Annotated in this window: 13 protein-coding genes and 2 tRNA genes; 7 read left to right on the forward strand and 8 right to left on the reverse strand. The window is 68.1% G+C overall.

The window, feature by feature from the left end:
* Positions 1 to 255 precede the first annotated feature (255 nt).
* The 3 genes from NW198_RS05935 (at position 256) to NW198_RS05945 (ending at position 1873) form a co-directional block, all read left to right on the forward strand.
* Complete coding sequence (locus tag NW198_RS05935) at positions 256 to 1137, forward strand: phosphoribosylaminoimidazolesuccinocarboxamide synthase (protein ID WP_204204594.1); 882 nt, start codon at positions 256 to 258, stop codon at positions 1135 to 1137.
* Positions 1138 to 1145: 8 nt separating this feature from the next.
* Positions 1146 to 1760 (forward strand): APC family permease, encoded by a 615-nt coding sequence (locus tag NW198_RS05940; RefSeq protein WP_258340401.1) that lies wholly within the window; start codon positions 1146 to 1148, stop codon positions 1758 to 1760.
* Positions 1761 to 1797: 37 nt separating this feature from the next.
* Positions 1798 to 1873, forward strand: a tRNA-Arg gene (locus NW198_RS05945).
* A 291-nt stretch (positions 1874 to 2164) separates the two neighbouring features.
* Here NW198_RS05945 and pknB read toward each other — a convergent pair.
* From pknB to NW198_RS05975, 6 genes are all read right to left on the reverse strand, one after another.
* Positions 2165 to 4192, reverse strand: a complete 2028-nt coding sequence (gene pknB, locus NW198_RS05950; protein ID WP_258340402.1) for a Stk1 family PASTA domain-containing Ser/Thr kinase — start codon at positions 4190 to 4192, stop codon at positions 2165 to 2167.
* Between the two features lie 116 nt (positions 4193 to 4308).
* Positions 4309 to 7206, reverse strand: a complete 2898-nt coding sequence (locus NW198_RS05955) for an FtsW/RodA/SpoVE family cell cycle protein (protein WP_258340460.1) — start codon at positions 7204 to 7206, stop codon at positions 4309 to 4311.
* Positions 7207 to 7258: 52 nt separating this feature from the next.
* On the reverse strand, positions 7259 to 8521 hold the full coding sequence (locus NW198_RS05960) for a Stp1/IreP family PP2C-type Ser/Thr phosphatase (RefSeq protein ID WP_239386577.1): 1263 nt from the start codon (positions 8519 to 8521) through the stop codon (positions 7259 to 7261).
* Positions 8518 to 8931: an FHA domain-containing protein gene (locus tag NW198_RS05965; RefSeq protein WP_087313795.1), complete on the reverse strand. Its 414-nt coding sequence runs from the start codon at positions 8929 to 8931 to the stop codon at positions 8518 to 8520. The genes NW198_RS05960 and NW198_RS05965 overlap by 4 nt, the downstream gene beginning before the upstream one ends.
* Complete coding sequence (locus NW198_RS05970) at positions 8928 to 10043, reverse strand: DUF3662 and FHA domain-containing protein (protein ID WP_258340403.1); 1116 nt, start codon at positions 10041 to 10043, stop codon at positions 8928 to 8930. The genes NW198_RS05965 and NW198_RS05970 overlap by 4 nt, the downstream gene beginning before the upstream one ends.
* A 3-nt stretch (positions 10044 to 10046) precedes the next feature.
* Positions 10047 to 11792: a serine/threonine-protein kinase gene (locus tag NW198_RS05975; protein ID WP_087313799.1), complete on the reverse strand. Its 1746-nt coding sequence runs from the start codon at positions 11790 to 11792 to the stop codon at positions 10047 to 10049.
* Positions 11793 to 11893: 101 nt separating this feature from the next.
* Between NW198_RS05975 and NW198_RS05980 the strand changes: the two genes are divergently transcribed.
* Positions 11894 to 11980 (forward strand) — tRNA-Leu (locus NW198_RS05980).
* Between the two features lie 92 nt (positions 11981 to 12072).
* Here NW198_RS05980 and NW198_RS05985 read toward each other — a convergent pair.
* Positions 12073 to 12261, reverse strand: a complete 189-nt coding sequence (locus NW198_RS05985) for a DUF6724 family protein (protein ID WP_087313801.1) — start codon at positions 12259 to 12261, stop codon at positions 12073 to 12075.
* Positions 12262 to 12366: 105 nt separating this feature from the next.
* On the opposite strand from NW198_RS05985, the gene serS reads away from it, so the two are divergent.
* Together serS and NW198_RS05995 are read left to right on the forward strand one after the other, a co-directional pair.
* A complete protein-coding gene (gene serS, locus NW198_RS05990; protein ID WP_087313803.1) occupies positions 12367 to 13653 on the forward strand; it encodes a serine--tRNA ligase in 1287 nt (428 codons plus the stop codon).
* A gap of 132 nt (positions 13654 to 13785) precedes the next feature.
* On the forward strand, positions 13786 to 14139 hold the full coding sequence (locus NW198_RS05995) for a hypothetical protein (protein ID WP_143786111.1): 354 nt from the start codon (positions 13786 to 13788) through the stop codon (positions 14137 to 14139).
* On the opposite strand, the gene NW198_RS06000 is transcribed toward NW198_RS05995, so the two are convergent.
* Positions 14136 to 14843 carry a GntR family transcriptional regulator gene (locus tag NW198_RS06000; RefSeq protein WP_258340404.1) on the reverse strand — a complete coding sequence of 236 codons (708 nt, stop codon included), beginning with the start codon at positions 14841 to 14843 and terminating at the stop codon, positions 14136 to 14138. The two genes, NW198_RS05995 and NW198_RS06000, sit on opposite strands and share 4 nt — an antisense overlap.
* Positions 14844 to 14954: 111 nt before the next feature.
* On the opposite strand from NW198_RS06000, the gene deoC reads away from it, so the two are divergent.
* Entirely contained in the window at positions 14955 to 15665 is a 711-nt protein-coding gene (gene deoC / locus NW198_RS06005; protein ID WP_258340405.1) for a deoxyribose-phosphate aldolase, read from the forward strand.
* Positions 15666 to 15670: the final 5 nt, after the last annotated feature.

Genomic DNA, 15670 nt, shown 5'->3' on the forward strand with positions numbered 1-15670 from the left:
AGAACTCGCGGATGAGAAGAGCCTCGGGCCGGCGGGCCCCGTGCTGCCACTGTCCTGCGGCGGCACGTCCGCTGGGTTCGATACTTATAACCATTTTTCGGGCCCGCCGGGTCCTTCTCCGCGCGCAGTTCCGCATGAGCCGGAGGCGCCAGTGGCGCCTCCGTGCGAAGAGGACTGTTTGAGCACGGAGAAGGACCCGGCGGGCAGGGAACGGTATACTAATGGGTTGTTGCAAGACGTCGAAAGGATGCCGAGATGGCTGAGATGGAGCTTCGTCCGGATTCGCACGGTAAGGTGCGGGACATCTACGACTGCGGGGACAGCCTGCTCATGGTCGCGTCCGACCGCATTAGCGCCTACGACTTCATTCTTCCCGACGAGATCCCCCACAAGGGCGAGATTCTCACGCGCATCTCGGCGTTTTGGTTCGAGCGCTTCCAGGACCTCATCCCCAACCACATGATCTCCTGCGACGTGGCGGACCTGCCCGAGGAGTTCAAGCCCTACGCCGACTACCTCGCAGGGCGCTCCATGCTCGTGAAGAAGGCCCAGACCGTGCCCATCGAGTGCATCGTCCGCGGTTACCTCACGGGCTCCGGCAAGAAGACCTACGACGAGGACGGCACCGTCTGCGGCATCAAGCTGCCCGACGGCCTGACCGAGGCCTCCAAGCTTCCCGAGCCCATCTTCACGCCCTCGACCAAGGCTGAGCTCGGCGACCACGACGAGAACATCTCCTTCGAGCGTTGCTGCGAGATCGTGGGCACCGAGGTTGCCGAGCAGCTGCGCGACGCCTCGCTCTCCATCTACAAGGCGGCCGCCGACTATGCCGCCGAGCAGGGCATCATCATCGCCGACACCAAGTTCGAGTTTGGTTTCATCGACGGCAAGCTCACCCTCATCGACGAGTGCCTCACGCCCGACTCCAGCCGCTTCTGGCCCGCCGAGGGCTACGAGGAGGGCAAGGTCCAGCCCAGCTACGACAAGCAGTACGTGCGTGACTGGCTGCGCGCCAACTGGGACATGACCGGCGAGCCGCCGCGCATTCCCGCTGAGGTCATCGAGGGCACTTCTCGCCGCTATCAGGAGGCCTTCCAGATCATCACCGGCACCGAGTTCGTGCCGGCGCACGCGTAAGGAGATCAATGTCACTGCGAGACACCATCGACGGCGCCCGTCGCGAGGCGGAGGGCAACGCCGTCGGGCGCCCCAAGAAGGAAGCCGAGAACATCGGTGCCGGCGAGGAGGAGAAGAAGGGCTTCTCGCGCAGCTCCGCCGCAAAGGCGCGCCCGTCCCGCGAGGCCGCCTCGTCCGTCCGCATGGCGTCCAAGCCCAAGAGCAGCGCCGTCCCCGGAACGGAGAGCAAGGAGGAGAAGCGCGAGCGCAAGCGTCGCGAGCGCGAGGAGCAGGACTTCCGTAACCGCGCCTACGACCTGCTGCTTCGCAGCAACCCAGACTACAAGCGCACCGAGCGCGTGTTCTGGATCATCCTGGGCATCGGCCTGGCGCTGGCGGTCATCTCGCTCGTCTGTGTCTACCTCTTTGGCCAGGACCCGGACATGGGCTCGTGGGAGGGCATCCTCTCCGTGGGCTCGCTCGTCGCGGCCTACGGCTTCATGATCGCGAGCTTCTTCTACGACTGGGCCAAGCGCCGTCCCTATCGCAAGGAGACCGAGGGCCGCGTCCGTGGCCTCTCCGACAAGAAGCTCATCGAGCTGCTCGAGAAGGCGCGCGCCGAGGAGGACGCCAAGAAGAAGTAGGCGCTCCGCGCGTCTGGGTGCTAGAATAGCGTTCCACGCCTTCGTAGCTCAGGGGATAGAGCACCGCTCTCCTAAAGCGGGTGTCGGCCGTTCGAATCGGCCCGGGGGCACCAGAGAGATCGCAGGCCGGGGTTGGCAAGCTGCCCCGGCCTGCTATTTTGTCGCGGGCTCTTCTCGGCTCCGTCCCGTTCTCCGCGAAGAAACCGCAGTTGGGTACGCTAACATCGCCCCTGGACCGCGATTTTTTCGCGGAGAACCAGAGGAGTGTCGCCGGGCGAGAAGCACCCGCCGGGCGAGAAGAACGACGGAGCCAACGAGAAGCGCCCGCGCCCCGAAGCAAGGGGTGCGGGCGCTCGCGCGTCGCGTGGGGGGAGCCTAGAAGAACAGGCCGGCGCCGTTGCCGATCAGGTCTCGTTTCCGTTGGTCTCACCGGAGTCTGTGTCCGTCCCCGTGTTGGGGTCGGTCTGGCCGCCGTTGCCGTAGTCGCCGGTCTCGGAGCCTCCACCGTTGCCCCCGCCGGTGGTCTCGGACTGCGTGGTGAGCGTGATCGTGGCGCCGTAGGTGGCCGAGTTGTAGACGGACTGGTCGATGACGGTGCCGTTGGCGCTGCTGCCCACCGCGAGCTGGACCACGAAGCCCTGGCTCGAGAGCATCGAGCTGGCGGTGCTGTAGCTGTAGCCAATGACGTAGGGGACGGTCACGGTCTCCACGGGCTCGGGCCCGAGCGAGATATAGATGGTCACCTCGCGGCCCTCCTCCACGGAGGTGCCGGCGGTGGGGTCGGTGCGGATGACGGTGCCCTCGGCGTCGCCGTCGCTGTGGGCGTAGTCGCGCTTGACCACGAGCCCGAGCTTGGCGAGGTCGCTCTCGGCAGAGTCGGCGTCGTGGCCCGTGACGTCAGGGACGTCGACCGTGCCTGCGCCGGAGGACAGGTGGAAGGTGATGGTGCTGCCGCGCGCGATCATCTCGCCCGGCTCGGTGTCCTGGGCGCAGACCTTGCCGGCCTCGATGTTGCCGTCCTCCTGGTCCTCGCCCTTACGACCCAGCAGGCCGTACTCCTCGCAGCGGTCCATCGCCTCCTCCTCGGTGAGGTTCTTGAGGTCGGGCACGGCGACCTTGTCGACGGGGCTCTCGCCGCTCGAGACGCGGATGTTGATCTTGGAGCCCTCCTCGGCCGTCTGCGTGGAGGTCGGGCTCTGTTCGACGACCTTGCCCTCCTCGTACTCGGCCGAGTAGGTGGTCTTGACGTCGCCGACCTCGAAGCCGCTCTCGCGAATCTTGTCGATGGCCTCCTCCTGGTCCATGCCAATGAGGTTGGGCACCGGGCGCATCGCGGCTCCGGTCTGCAGCGCCGAAATGACGACAAACGCGGCCACGGCGACGGCGACGAGCGCGCCGATGACGCCGAGCACCACGTTACGGCGGTGCTTGCGCTGCCGGGCGGCCTCCTCCTCCGCCGCCTGCTCGGTCGCGCTCTGGGCGCGGTAGCGGTTGGTGCGCTCGACGCGCGGCATCGAGGCGGTCCCGCTCGTCACGGGCTGCACGCCCGCGCCGCGCTCGATCTTGTTGGTGGCCTGCGCCGCGAGCACGGCGGTGGCGCTGTTGACGGCCTGCATGCGCCCGGCGAGGTAGTCGCGCAGGGTGTGATAGAGCTCGTCGGCCGTCTGGAAGCGCGCGGCGGGGTTCTTCTGCATGCACTTGAGGATGATCGACTCGAGGGACGGGTCGACGGCGGGGTTGAGCTGGCTGGGCGGCTTGGGCTGCTCGTTGACTTGCTTGAGCGCCACGGAGATGGCGTCGTCGCCCTGGAAGGGGACCTGGCCGGTAGCCGCCTCGTACATCACGATGCCGAGGGAGTAGATGTCGGTCGTGGGGCCGAGCTCCTTGCCCTGGGTCTGCTCGGGCGAGACGTAGTGGGCGGTACCGAGCACCGAGTTGTCCTGGGTGAGGTGGCTGTTCTTGGCGCGCGCGATGCCGAAGTCCATCACCTTGATGTTGCCGTCCGGCTGCACCATGATGTTCTGCGGCTTGATGTCGCGGTGGATGATGTCGTGCTTGTGCGCCACCGAGAGCGCCTGGGCGATCTGGGAGCCAATCTGCGCGACCTTCTTGCAGTCGAGGGCCCCGTGCTTGCGGATGCCGCTCTTGAGGTCGGTGCCGCGCAGGTACTCCATGACGATGTAGTAGGTGTCGGCGTCCTTGCCCCAGTCGTAGACCGAGACGATGTAGGGGCTCTGCAGCGCGGCGGCCGCCTGGGCCTCCTGCTTGAAGCGAGCGGCGAAGGAGGGGTCGCTGGCGTACTGGGGCAGCATCGTCTTGATGGCGACGGTGCGGCCGAGGACCTCGTCAAGCCCTCGGTAGACCGTGGCCATGCCGCCCGTGCCGATCTTGTCCTGTACCTGGTAGCGTCCGCCGAGAATCGTCCCTGGCATGCCGTCTCTCCCATCCCGCTCGCGGCCCCGTTGCCGCGCTTAGTCTCGCCTGCGATTGTCTGTACTGCGTCTGCGTTTCGTCTGCTCGCGTTGTCTGGTCTTCTCGCTCAGCCCCTTCACGTGCCGGAGCCGGTCGACTGGACCTCGAGCGCCCGCGCGAGGACCTTGCCCGCCAGCCTGGCGGCAAACCCCTCGACGTCCACTCCCTGCCCCTCGACGCAGACCGAGATGGCCAGCGTCGGGTTGTCGTACGGCGCGAAGCCGATGAAGAACGAGTTGATGTTGCCGTCCTCGACCTGGGCGGTGCCGGTCTTGCCGGCCACCTGGACCCCGTAGACCTGGGCGCCCGTGCCCGTGCCGTGGTCCACGACGCCGAGCATGGCCTCCTTGAGCTGGTCGGCGGCCTGGGCCGAGATGGCCTGGCCGAGGGAGCGCGGCGAGGTCGTCGAGGTCACCACCCCCTCGGGGGAGAGGACGTGGTCGACCACGTAGGGGTCCATGGCGACGCCGCCGTTGGCGATGGTCTGCGCCACGACCGCGTTCTGCATGACCGAGACCTGCGGCCCGGCGGGGCTCTCGTGCTGGCCGACGGGCTGCCCGCATGCCGCCCAGGCGGTCTCCCACTCCGTCATCTCCGAGGGGACGGGCATGAGGGAGGGGAGCGTGGTGAAGTCCTGGCCGAGGTTGCGGCCGTAGCCAAAGGCGTTGGCGTAGCTCACGAGCAGGTCTGACCCCACCTCGACGCCGAGCTGGGCGAAGGCGGTGTTGGACGAGAGGGCAAAGGCCTCGCGCAGCGTGGGCTCGCCGTAGTCGTTCTCGCCGTAATTGGTGACCTCGCCGCCGCCGATCTCGATCGAGGGGCCGGCGTAGTAGACGTCGTCGAGCGTCGCGGTGCCGGAGTCGAGCGCCGCCGCCAGCGTGACGGTCTTGAACGACGAGCCGGGCGAGTAGAGCGCCTGGGTGGTGCGGTCGAGCAACTCGCCGCCCGTGCCCTCGGCGATGACGGTGTCGAGCTCGTCGATCGTGTAGGTGGGGCTCGAGGCCTTGGCGAGCACGGCGCCGGTCTTGGGGTTGAGGACCACGATGGCGCCCGTGTAGCCGGAGAGCGCCTCCTCGGCGGCCTGCTGGATCTGCGAGTTGATGGTGAGCGCGACGGTGGAGCCGGACTGCTGGACGCCGGCGAGCGAGTAGAGGGCGCTGCGCCAGTCGGAGTAGTCGGCGTGTCCTGTGAGGGTCTCGTTCATCGTCGCCTCGACGCCCGAGCTGCCGTACTGGGTCGAGACGTAGCCCACCGTGTGGCGCGCGAGCGAGCCCTGCGGATAGTTGCGCAGGTAGCTGCCATCGTCTTGCTGAACGCTCTCGGCGAGCGTCACGCCGTCGGAGGTGATGATGGCGCCGCGCTGGACGTAGGCGCTTCGGGCGATGGTGTGGTTGTTGGTGGGGAGGTCCTGGACGCGCCGGGCGTCGACCACCTGCACGTAGGTGAGGTTGGCGATGAGCGCGGCAAAGAGCACCGAGAAGACGGTGACCAGCCACGTGAGGCGCTTGCCGAGCGCCACGCGCCCGAGCACGCCGGACTCCTCGGTCTGCAGGCTAAAGCTCGCGCGCGCGTGGGCCCCGTGGACCACTGCGTCGGGCGCGGGGGTTGCGGCGCCGGAGAGGGAGAGCAGCTCGTCCATCTCGGAGCGCTCACCCGTGAGCCCGCTCTCCATCTGCGACTCGCGCCCGGTGCCCTCGTCGCCGGCGCGCAGCAGCAGGCCGACGATGATGAAGCAGGCGAGAAGCGAGGTGCCGCCCTGGCTCGCGAAGGGCAGGGTGACGCCGGTGAGCGGCAGCAGCTTGGTGACGCCTCCCACGATGAGAAACGCCTGGAAGACGATGGCGCTCGTGAGGCCCACGGCGGCAAAGGCCGAGGTGTCGGTCTTGGCGCGCGCCGCCGTCGCGAAGCCGCGGACGCCGAGCAGCAGGTAGAGCATCAGCAGGCCCGCGCCGCCGAGAAGCCCCGTCTCCTCTGCGATGGCGGAGAAGATGAAGTCGCTCGAGACCACGGGGATGAGGGTCGCCATGCCCTTGCCGATGCCGGTGCCCGTGAGCCCGCCGTCGGCGAGCGAGTAGAGGGACTGCACGATCTGGTAGCTGCCGCCCGAGGTGTCGGACCACGGGTCGATCCACATGTCGACGCGCGTCCTGACGTGGCCAAAGAGCTGGTAGCAGGCAATTCCGGCCACGGCGAGCAGAAGCACGCTCACCACGACGTAGCTCGCGCGGCCCGTGGCGACGTAGAGCATGATCACAAAGAACGTGAAGAAGAGCAGGGCGCTGCCGAGATCGGTCTCAAAGACCACGACGAGCAGGCTGATGCCCCACATGACCACGATCGGCAGCAGCATGCGCGGCTGCGGGAGCTTGAAGGGGCCCACCCCGCGCATGGACACCGAGAGCGCCTCGCGGTTGGCGGCCAGGTAAAACGCCAGGAAGAGAACAAGCGCGATCTTGGCGAACTCGCCGGGCTGGAAGCCAAAGCCGCCGATGAAGACCCAGAGCTTCGAGCCGTAGCGCTCCGTGCCCACGAGCATGGGCAGGACGAGAAGGACGATTCCCGCGATGCCGAGCGTGTACTTATAGCTCGCGAGCCGGTCGAGGCTGCGGATCACCGCGAGGACCGCGACCATCGCGCCCACGGAGAGGTAGAGCCACACCACCTGGCTCACCGCGGCGTCGGGCGCGAGCCGCGTGAGGAAGGTGATGCCGATGCCCGAGAGGGCAAAGACGATGGGCAGGATGGCCGGATCGGCGCCCGGCGCGAGGAAGCGGATCGCGACGTGGGCCGCGGCGAAGGCGCCGAGAAGCCCCAGCGGCACGCCGAGGGTCTCGATGCTGAGCGGCAGGTTGGAGGTGACGACGTACATCGCGTAGAGCAAGATGACGGGCACGGCCGCGAGCAGGAGCAAAAAGAGCTCGGTGTTCCTGCGCGAGAGGCCCCGCTCGCCGCGTGCGGGGGCGGCAGCGGCCATCGCCTCGGCGCGGCTCTGCGCGCCGCGATATCGTTCCTTGCGTCCGAACACGCTACTCACCCCCGTCCGTCTGAGAGGGGTCCTCCGAGGTCTCCTGGCCCGGGGCCGGGGCGGCCCCCTCCGAGCTGACCTCCTGGGCGATCTGCGCTGCCTTCTGCTGCTCCTCGTTGATCTGGTCGTGATAGGAGTCGATGGTCGCGAGCGCGGTCTCCTCGTTCTGCACGCGGATTCCGGCCTCGAGCTGGTCTTGGACGGAGGCGGGCAGGTCGGTGACGGAGACGGCGCTCGTTCCCACGAGCTCATTCAGTGGGATGCCAAAGACGTCGCCCTTGATGCCGCGATAGATGGCCACGGAGCCGTTGTCGATGCCCAGGTACCACTCGCCGCGGATGAAGGCGACGCTGATGAGCAGGACGGCGGCCACCACGGCGGCGATGACGCCGGTGACGCTGGCGGCACGGCGCAGCAGGCGTCGGCGCGCGGCGTCGGCGAGGCCGTCGTTGGTCACGTCGACCACGACGACGGTCACGTTGTCGGCGCCGCCGGCGGTGAGGGCGGCGGCGACGAGGTTGTCGGCGGCCTGCTGGGGGGTCGCGCTGGAGACGGCGACGGCCTCGATCTCGCTGTCGGAGATCATGCTGGAGAGGCCGTCGGAGCACAGGATGATGCGGTCGCCGTCGTTCACCTCGAGCGAGAAGTGGTCGGCGTACATCTCGGGGTCGGATCCCAGGGCGCGGGTGATGATGGAGCGCGACGGGTGCGTGCGTGCCTCGTCCGCGGTGATCTGGCCGCAGTCCACGAGCTCCTCGACGTAGGAGTGGTCGTGGGTGATGCGCACGAGGGTGCCGTGATGGAGCACGTAGACGCGCGAGTCGCCCACGTGCGCCACGGCCATGCGGTTCTTCTCGATAAGAACGGCGGTGGCGGTGCAGCCCATGCCGGGCTTGCCGATGCCGTCCTCGGCCCCCTTGATGACCGCGAGGTTGGCGGCCTCCACCGCGGCGCCGAGAAGGACGTCGTCGGCGGTGCCGGGGGCGCGGTCGCCGATGGTCTCGACCGCGATCGAGCTTGCGACCTCGCCGGCCGCGTGCCCGCCCATGCCGTCCGAGACCACGAACAGCGGCGTGCGCAGCAGGAAGGAGTCCTCGTTGTGCCCGCGCACGAGGCCCACGTCGCTTCTCGCCCCCCACGAGATGAACTCGTTGGAGCCCGAGACCGCGTCGGCGCCGGTGCGGCCCTCGACGGGCATCTCGGCGCGTCCGGGCGCGTTGGTCGGCTCGGGCGCGGCGGTGGTCTGAAGGTCCTCGGCCGTCATCCGCGCGTCACCCGCATGATGGTGTCGCCCACCTGGACTTCGTCATCCTCCCTCAGCGTGACGGGCTGGTCGATGACGTGACCGTTGACGAGGGTCCCGTTGGTGGACCCCAGGTCCTCGAGGACGAGGGCGGGCCCCTGGAGGGTGAAGCGGGCGTGCGTTGCCGAGACGTAGGGCTCGTCGATCACGATGTCGGAGGACGGCGAGCGGCCCACGACCACGGGCCCGAGGATGTCCACGTGCAGGCCGCGCAGGGTCTTCTTGCCCTTCTCGACGTCGACGGCCCAGATCGCGGAGTCGCGGCGCTGGCCGCGCACGAGGCCGACGCCCGTCCGCATGACCGCGAACAGGAACACGTACAAGACGACGACGAGAAGGATGCGTCCGGCAAACAGCACGAGGTCGATCATCGGCGGATCTCCCTGAACTCGAGGTTCACGAGCCCGACGGTGATGAGGTCACCGTCCTGAAGGGGGCAGGAGGTAACGTCGACGTCGTTGACGAGCGTGCCGTTGGTGGAGTTGAGGTCGGTGATGCGCCAGCCGGTGCCGTCGTGGGTCAGCTCGGCGTGGCTTCTCGAGACGTTGGGGTCGCGCAGGACGATGCTGGCCTGCGAGCGCTCACGCCCGATGACGGCGGAGGGGGCCTGCGCGGTGAAGGTGCGGCCGGTCTGCCTGTCGATGAGCAGGCAGGAGGCGGCGTTGGGGCTCTGCGGCGCGGCGGCGTAGGCGGAGCGCGCCGAGGCCTCGGACACCGCCCCGGCGGGGCTTGCCTCGCTCATGACCTGGCGCATGTCCACGAGCGGGACGCTGCGGCGCTGGGTCTGGGGCACGGGGATGCCGCCCGGCTGCGGCGCGGCGGCGACGAGGCCGGCGTCGGCGAGCGGGACGGGCATGGGCGTCGACTCCGAGGCGGACGCGACGGGGGCGGGCTCGGAGAGCTCGAAGTCAGGGGGCATCACGTCGAGGCCGGCGTCGATGGAGGGGATGGCGGCCTCGCGGCGCGGCGCGGGCGCGGCAAAGGCGTCGGGCGCCTCCTCGCGGGGGTGCGGGGTTGCCGCGGGCTTGCGGCGCGCGACCTGCGCGGCAGCGCCGCCGGCGCTCGAGCTGCCGGCCAGGAAGGCGCGCTCCTCCTCGCGCAGGCGATTGAGCGTCGACGCATCGATGTTCTCGGCAAAGACCGCGAACTTGCCGGGCTTGAGCGAGGGGTCGACCATAAAGCGCACGAGCGGGTTGCCCACGAAGGCGTAGCCCTTCTTCTGGGCCTGGGCGGTCACAAACGACGCCGTCTCGAGAGTGATCTGCTCGTAGAGCGGGCGCATGAGGGAGTCGTCGGTCGCCGAGACGAGCACGGTGTAGAGCGCCGGCGCCGTGTCGACGCCGTCGATCTCATAGGTCTCGTTCTCCATCTCGCGCGCCGCGCGCTTGGCGAGCTTCTTGAAGGAGAAGGGCTCGGTGTAGCCCTGAGGTGCGGCCCCGAACACGGAGCTGATACGTCCCTCGAAATCACTGAGGAAGCTCATACGTTATTCATCGCCTTCCCGGTCCTCGAAGAGCGGGCCTCTCAGGACAGTCGCAGTGCACAGAAGCACGAATAAGAGTACCGCAACTACCACGGGCTCCCCATCGGGAGTGCCCCATATACCGCCATTCTCCATCCCCGCCGCCGTGACCTGCGAGACCACGAGCAGGGCGAGGCCAAGCGCCTGGCCGGCGATCCCGGCGCCGACCGACCCGCGCATCGCGACCGCAGACGCCACGAGCGCGCAGCTCACCGAGCCCGCCGCCAGGACCCAGAAAGAGGGCTGGGACCACTCCTGCCCGAGCTCCCAGATGATGGCGGGCGCCGAGAAGCCCTGCGCGACGGCGACGTGAAAGAGGCCTCCCATCAGGTGGCCCGCGAGGCCCGTGAGCGCCGCGGGGAGCGGGTCGAGCGCATATCCCGCGAGCGCGGCCCCCGCGGAGGGCGACGGCAGGCAGCAGGGGAGGAGTAGGGCGGCGCTGCCGAGGCGGTCGGTCCGCCCGGCGAGCGCCCACCACGCGACGAGCGCGACGGCGCATGCCGCGGAGAGGGGAAAGGACTGGGGCGTGGGCGCCGCCGTCGCCAGCGCGGCCACCAGGGCGCCTCCCGCCAGGACCGACCCGAGGGGCGGCCAGAGCGCCGAGGCGCCGGCGCACACGAGCGAGGCGACGGCGATGAGCTGGTCGTCCGCGCCCGGCAGCGAGGGGATCACGAGCCGCAGCGCCGCAAAGGCGAGAAGCGCCGTGACGGCGCGCGCGATCGCGCCCGGCAGCCAGGGGTGGCTCAGGCCGAGCGCGATCCGCGCGGTGGCGGTGGGCTCGCCGGCCTCGTCGCTCTCGGCCTGGTTGACCAGCTCGGCGAGGGAGGTCGCGCCCTCGCGCGGGCTCCCGAGGCAGGGGAGGAGCTCGTCGGAGAGCTCGAGCGCGTCGGGGGTTCTTCTCGCCGGCTGCGGGTCGAGCGCCGCGAGCAGGGCCTGTGCCGCGTCCGCGTCGAGCTCTGGGCAGGAGCGGACGACCTGGCGCGCGGCCCCGCGCTCGATCTTGTCGAGGGAGGCGGCCGCCGTCGGCGCGGCGAAGGGGCTCGCCCCCGTGAGGGCCTGGAGCGTCACGACGGCGAGTGAGAAGACGTCGGTCCGCTCGTCGACGAGCATGCCCTCAATCTGCTCGGGCGGCATGTAGCCGACGGTCCCGCCGCGCGCGTCGCCGTAGCCGGCGGCGGAGGAGAGCGTCGCCATGCCAAAGTCGGCGAGCTTCACGACGCCGCGGCGGTCGATGAGGATGTTGGTGGGCTTGATGTCGAGGTGCAGCACGCGGTTCTCGTGCGCGAAGGCCAGGGCGCGCGCCACGGAGTCGACCACGTGGGCGCACTCGGCGGGCGTGAGACGGCCCCCCTCCACGCGGGCGAGCAGCTCGGCGAGGTTGAGCCCGTCGACGTACTCCATCACGAGGTAGGCAAACGAGCCGTCCGACTCAAAGTCGAGCATCGTGACGATGTTTGGGTGGCTGAGCATGCAGGCGGTGCGGGCCTCGGCGAGCGCCTCGGCCGCCGTGGTGCCCGTCTCGGCGAGCAGCGGCATGCGCTTGATCGCCACGCGCCGCTGCAGGCGCAGGTCCCAGCAGGTGCAGACGGTCCCAAAGCCGCCCGTTCCGCAGCGCGCGAGCACGCGGTATCGGCCGAGAAGGACCTCGTCGGCAGGGCGCCCGCGCGCGCCGCCGACGCCCGCGCCCGCTGTGCTTGGCGTGTCGCTCACGGCTCCTCCCTCGTTTTGGCTGCGTGTGGCCGTGTGGGGTCATTCTACCCCGAAAAAGCCCTTGGCAGGAGTCGGGGCATGCGCTAGAATGGCCCATGCACGCGGGCGTGGCGGAATTGGCAGACGCGTACGGTTCAGGTCCGTATGGGGGCAACTCCATGAAGGTTCAAGTCCTTTCGCCCGCACCATGAATGAGAGGGGCCTCGGCTTTCGCCGGGGCCCTTTTGCGTGCGCGTCTGCGCGATGGGCTGGCCGCGGGCCTTTTCGCCCGCGCCTGGGCCTACTCGGAGTCGTCCCCGAACAGGTCCCAGTCGCTCTCGCCCTTCTCGTGGTTGAAGTAGCGCCGCTTGGTCGTGCGCTCCATGATGATGGCGATGAGCAGGCACACCACGATTCCGCCGAGAATCAGGCAGATGACTCCGGTGCGGTCGTTGAAGAGCCAGGTGAGAAAGTCGCTGATCGCCTGCATTCGATGCCTCCCAAGTGCGTACGAAGATTTCCGCGCACAAGTATATACTTGGGAGGCCGCCGCCTCGCGCGGCGACGTGGCCATGGCTGAAGGCAAGGAGCTAGCATGCTTGACATCAAGTTCGTCCGTGAGAACCCCGACGTCGTCGACAAGTCGTGCGCGTCCCGTCAGAACGCCCACTGGGACCGCGAGAGGTTCTTCGAGCTCGACGAGGAGCGCCGCTCCGTCATCGCCGAGGTCGAGAAGCTCCAGGCCGAGCGCAACTCCGTCTCCAAGGAGATCGGCCAGCTCATGCGCGAGGGCAAGAAGGACGAGGCCGAGGCCGCCAAGGCGCGCGTCGCGGCCAACAAGGAGCGCATCTCCGAGCTTGACGCCCGCCGCACCGAGGTGGAGGACGCCCTGTTTGACCTGGTGTCCCGCATCCCCAACATCCCCCACGAGAGCGTCCCCTACGGCAAGGACGACTCCGACAACCCCGAGGTGCGCCGCTGGGGCACCCCGCGCGAGTTCGACTTCGAGCCCAAGGCGCACTGGGACCTGGGTCCCGCCACGGGCATGATCGACTTCGACCGTGGCGTCAAGGTCGCCGGCGCCCGCTTCTACGTGCTCGGCGGCATGGGTGCCCGCATGGAGCGCGCGCTGATCAGCTTCATGGTGGACATGCACGTCAAGGCCGGTTTCAAGGAGTGGTGGATGCCCGTCATCACCAACCGCGAGACCCTCTTTGGCACGGGCCAGCTGCCCAAGTTCGAGGACGACCTCTATCACGTCAACCCCGACCTCTACCTCATCCCCACGGCCGAGGTCATGCTCACCAACCTGCACCGCGGCGAGGTGCTCGACGGCTCTCAGCTGCCGCTGTGGTACACGGCCTTCACACCGTGCTTCCGCGAGGAGGCGGGCTCGGCCGGCCGCGACACCCGCGGCATCATCCGCGTGCACCAGTTCGACAAGGTCGAGATGGTCAAGTTCGCCAAGCCCGAGGACTCGATGAACCAGCTCGAGAGCATGGTCTCCGAGGCCGAAGCGGTGCTCCAGGCGCTCGAGCTTCCCTACCACGTGGTGACGCTGTGCACCGGCGACATCGGCTTCTCCGCCGCCAAGTGCTATGACCTCGAGGTCTGGCTGCCCAGCTACAACGCCTACAAGGAGATCTCCTCCTGCTCCAACTGCTGGGACTTCCAGGCGCGCCGCGCCAACATCCGCTACAAGGACCCGGCCGAGTTCAAGGGCACGCGCTACGTGCACACGCTCAACGGCTCCGGACTTGCCGTGGGCCGCACCATGGCGGCCATCATGGAGAACTATCAGAACGAGGACGGCTCCATCACGGTGCCCGAGGCGCTGCGGCCCTACATGGGCGGCGTCGAGGTCATCAGGCCCGAGGCGTAGCCTCGATTGGCCTCGTGAGGTCCAGGGCCGTCCGCTTGGGCGGCCCTTTTTCAAAAAGTCGAGAAGAACATCTGTTCGAGGAACATATGTTCTGATATACTGAGGACACGTCGTCAGAGGGGAGTGGTCGAGGTGTTCGAGAACGAGGTCGCACGGTTTGAGAGTGCGGGGGACGTCCGCACGATGCACGTTTACGAGGAGGACGGCAGGATCGTGGTGAGGGAGGACCTCGAGGGGCCCTCCACGCTCATCGTCTACGGGGAGGATCGCCGCAGCCTGAGGGTGGCGTTTGGCCCCGAGGCGCTCGCCGCCCTGCTCGCCGCGATCGGCTTCGCCGGTTCGGCGGACTCTCTCTGGGGCTACGTGTCCCGAGAGGACCATGACATCGTGGACCTCATGGACCTCTGCGACCAGCGGGGGATACCCTACGAGTTCAGCTCCATCGGGTCGGGCGGAGACTGCCAGCTCAGGCCCGCCGCGTGCTAGGCGCGCCTCACGTCAAACTCAAAGCGGTTGCTCTCGCCGCGGTAGGTGGCTATCGAGTACTCAACGGGCGTTCCCTCTGCGTCTCGCGCGACCGTGTGGAAGAGCAGAAGAGGATCTCCCTGCTCGACGTCGAGAAGTGCGGCAGACGCGCTGTCCGCCTTGATTGCCTCAAGGCACCTATGGGCGCTCACGACGGGTCTGCCGCACTCCTCCATGGCAGCGTAGAGGCTCGTCGCGTTGAAGTCGTAGCTGCCGAGCTCAGGATAGGGGTCGCAGGGGACGTAGCTCTCCACAAAGACGTTGGGGACGTCATCGGCGTAGCGCAGGCGCACGAGGCGGTACACCTGCTCGCCCTCCTTGAGGGCGAGGGCGCGCGCGACCTCCTCGTTTGCCCCCTCGCTTCTGAAGACGAGCACAGCGGTCTTGGGCATGCGTCCGACGAGCCGCATCGCGTCCTCGAAGCTGCTGATGGTCATCGTGAACGACTGGTCCACCTTGGGCTGCGTCACGACGGTGCCGCGCCGCCGGCGCTTCTCAAGGTAGCCCTCCTCGGCGAGCAGCTTGAGCGCCTGGCGCACGGTGGGCCTGCTTACGCCATACATCTGGGCGAGTTCGAGCTCGGAGGGTATGACCTGTCCCTCGGGGTAGGTCCCGTCCAATATCTTGGAGAGGAGGTCTTTTCGGATGGTCTCATAGAGAGTCATTGCCTACCTCGCATGCAGAAGCTGTGAACTTACATATATGTGACATATTACGTGCCTATGACTGTTATGTTAGCAACATATTGACCTCAAAGGAAGCAGGAGGACGCGGACATGAAGCGCTACACGCTCGATGACCTTGCTCGTCTCGTCGATCACACCAACCTGCGCGCCGATGCCACGCGAGCGGACATGGAGAAGCTCTGCGACGAGGCAAGGCGCTATCACTTCAGGATGGTCGCCATCAACTCGGTGCAGTCGAGGCTCTGTGCCGAGCTGCTCGCCGGGACGGACATCCACGTGGGCGCCGCCATTGGCTTTCCCCTCGGTCAGACCTCGATCGCCGTCAAGGTGTTCGAGACGCGCGACGCCATAGCCAGCGGTGCGACGGAGATCGACTACGTCGTCAACCTCACCGAGGTCAAGGCTGGCAACTGGGACTATGTCCGCGATGAGATGGACGGCATCGTCTCGGCCTGCAACGAGACGGCGGTGCCCTCAAAGGTCATCTTTGAGAACTGCCTGCTCACGCGTGACGAGAAGATCAGTCTCTGCGAGATTGCGAGCGAGGTGCTCCCAACCTTCGTGAAGACCTCCACGGGGTTCTCGACCGGGGGCGCCACGGTCGAGGACGTGCGCCTCATGCGCGAGCACGTGGACGCGCGCGTGAAGGTCAAGGCCGCCGGCGGCATTCGCACCGCTGACGACTTCCTCGCGATGGTGGCGGCGGGCGCCGAGCGCATCGGGTGCAGCGCGGGCGTTCCCATCATGGAGGAGCTCAGGGCGCGCATGGCCGCAGCCGGCACCAACGCGATCGAGATCTAGGGGGC

The sequence above is a fragment of the Thermophilibacter sp. ET337 genome (genome assembly GCF_024733715.1).
Lineage (GTDB): Bacteria > Actinomycetota > Coriobacteriia > Coriobacteriales > Atopobiaceae > Thermophilibacter.

What these genes read in the sequence shown, in the direction of transcription:
- NW198_RS05970 (WP_258340403.1), bottom strand. Translation starts at nt 10,043, where the DNA reads ATGAGCTTCCTCAGTGATTTCGAGGGACGTATCAGCTCCGTGTTCGGG.
- NW198_RS05955 (WP_258340460.1), bottom strand. Translation starts at nt 7,206, where the DNA reads ATGGCCGCTGCCGCCCCCGCACGCGGCGAGCGGGGCCTCTCGCGCAGG.
- pknB (WP_258340402.1), bottom strand. Translation starts at nt 4,192, where the DNA reads ATGCCAGGGACGATTCTCGGCGGACGCTACCAGGTACAGGACAAGATC.
- NW198_RS05965 (WP_087313795.1), bottom strand. Translation starts at nt 8,931, where the DNA reads ATGATCGACCTCGTGCTGTTTGCCGGACGCATCCTTCTCGTCGTCGTC.
- NW198_RS05935 (WP_204204594.1), top strand. Translation starts at nt 256, where the DNA reads ATGGCTGAGATGGAGCTTCGTCCGGATTCGCACGGTAAGGTGCGGGAC.
- NW198_RS05985 (WP_087313801.1), bottom strand. Translation starts at nt 12,261, where the DNA reads ATGCAGGCGATCAGCGACTTTCTCACCTGGCTCTTCAACGACCGCACC.
- NW198_RS05940 (WP_258340401.1), top strand. Translation starts at nt 1,146, where the DNA reads ATGTCACTGCGAGACACCATCGACGGCGCCCGTCGCGAGGCGGAGGGC.
- deoC (WP_258340405.1), top strand. Translation starts at nt 14,955, where the DNA reads ATGAAGCGCTACACGCTCGATGACCTTGCTCGTCTCGTCGATCACACC.
- serS (WP_087313803.1), top strand. Translation starts at nt 12,367, where the DNA reads ATGCTTGACATCAAGTTCGTCCGTGAGAACCCCGACGTCGTCGACAAG.
- NW198_RS06000 (WP_258340404.1), bottom strand. Translation starts at nt 14,843, where the DNA reads ATGACTCTCTATGAGACCATCCGAAAAGACCTCCTCTCCAAGATATTG.
- NW198_RS05960 (WP_239386577.1), bottom strand. Translation starts at nt 8,521, where the DNA reads ATGACGGCCGAGGACCTTCAGACCACCGCCGCGCCCGAGCCGACCAAC.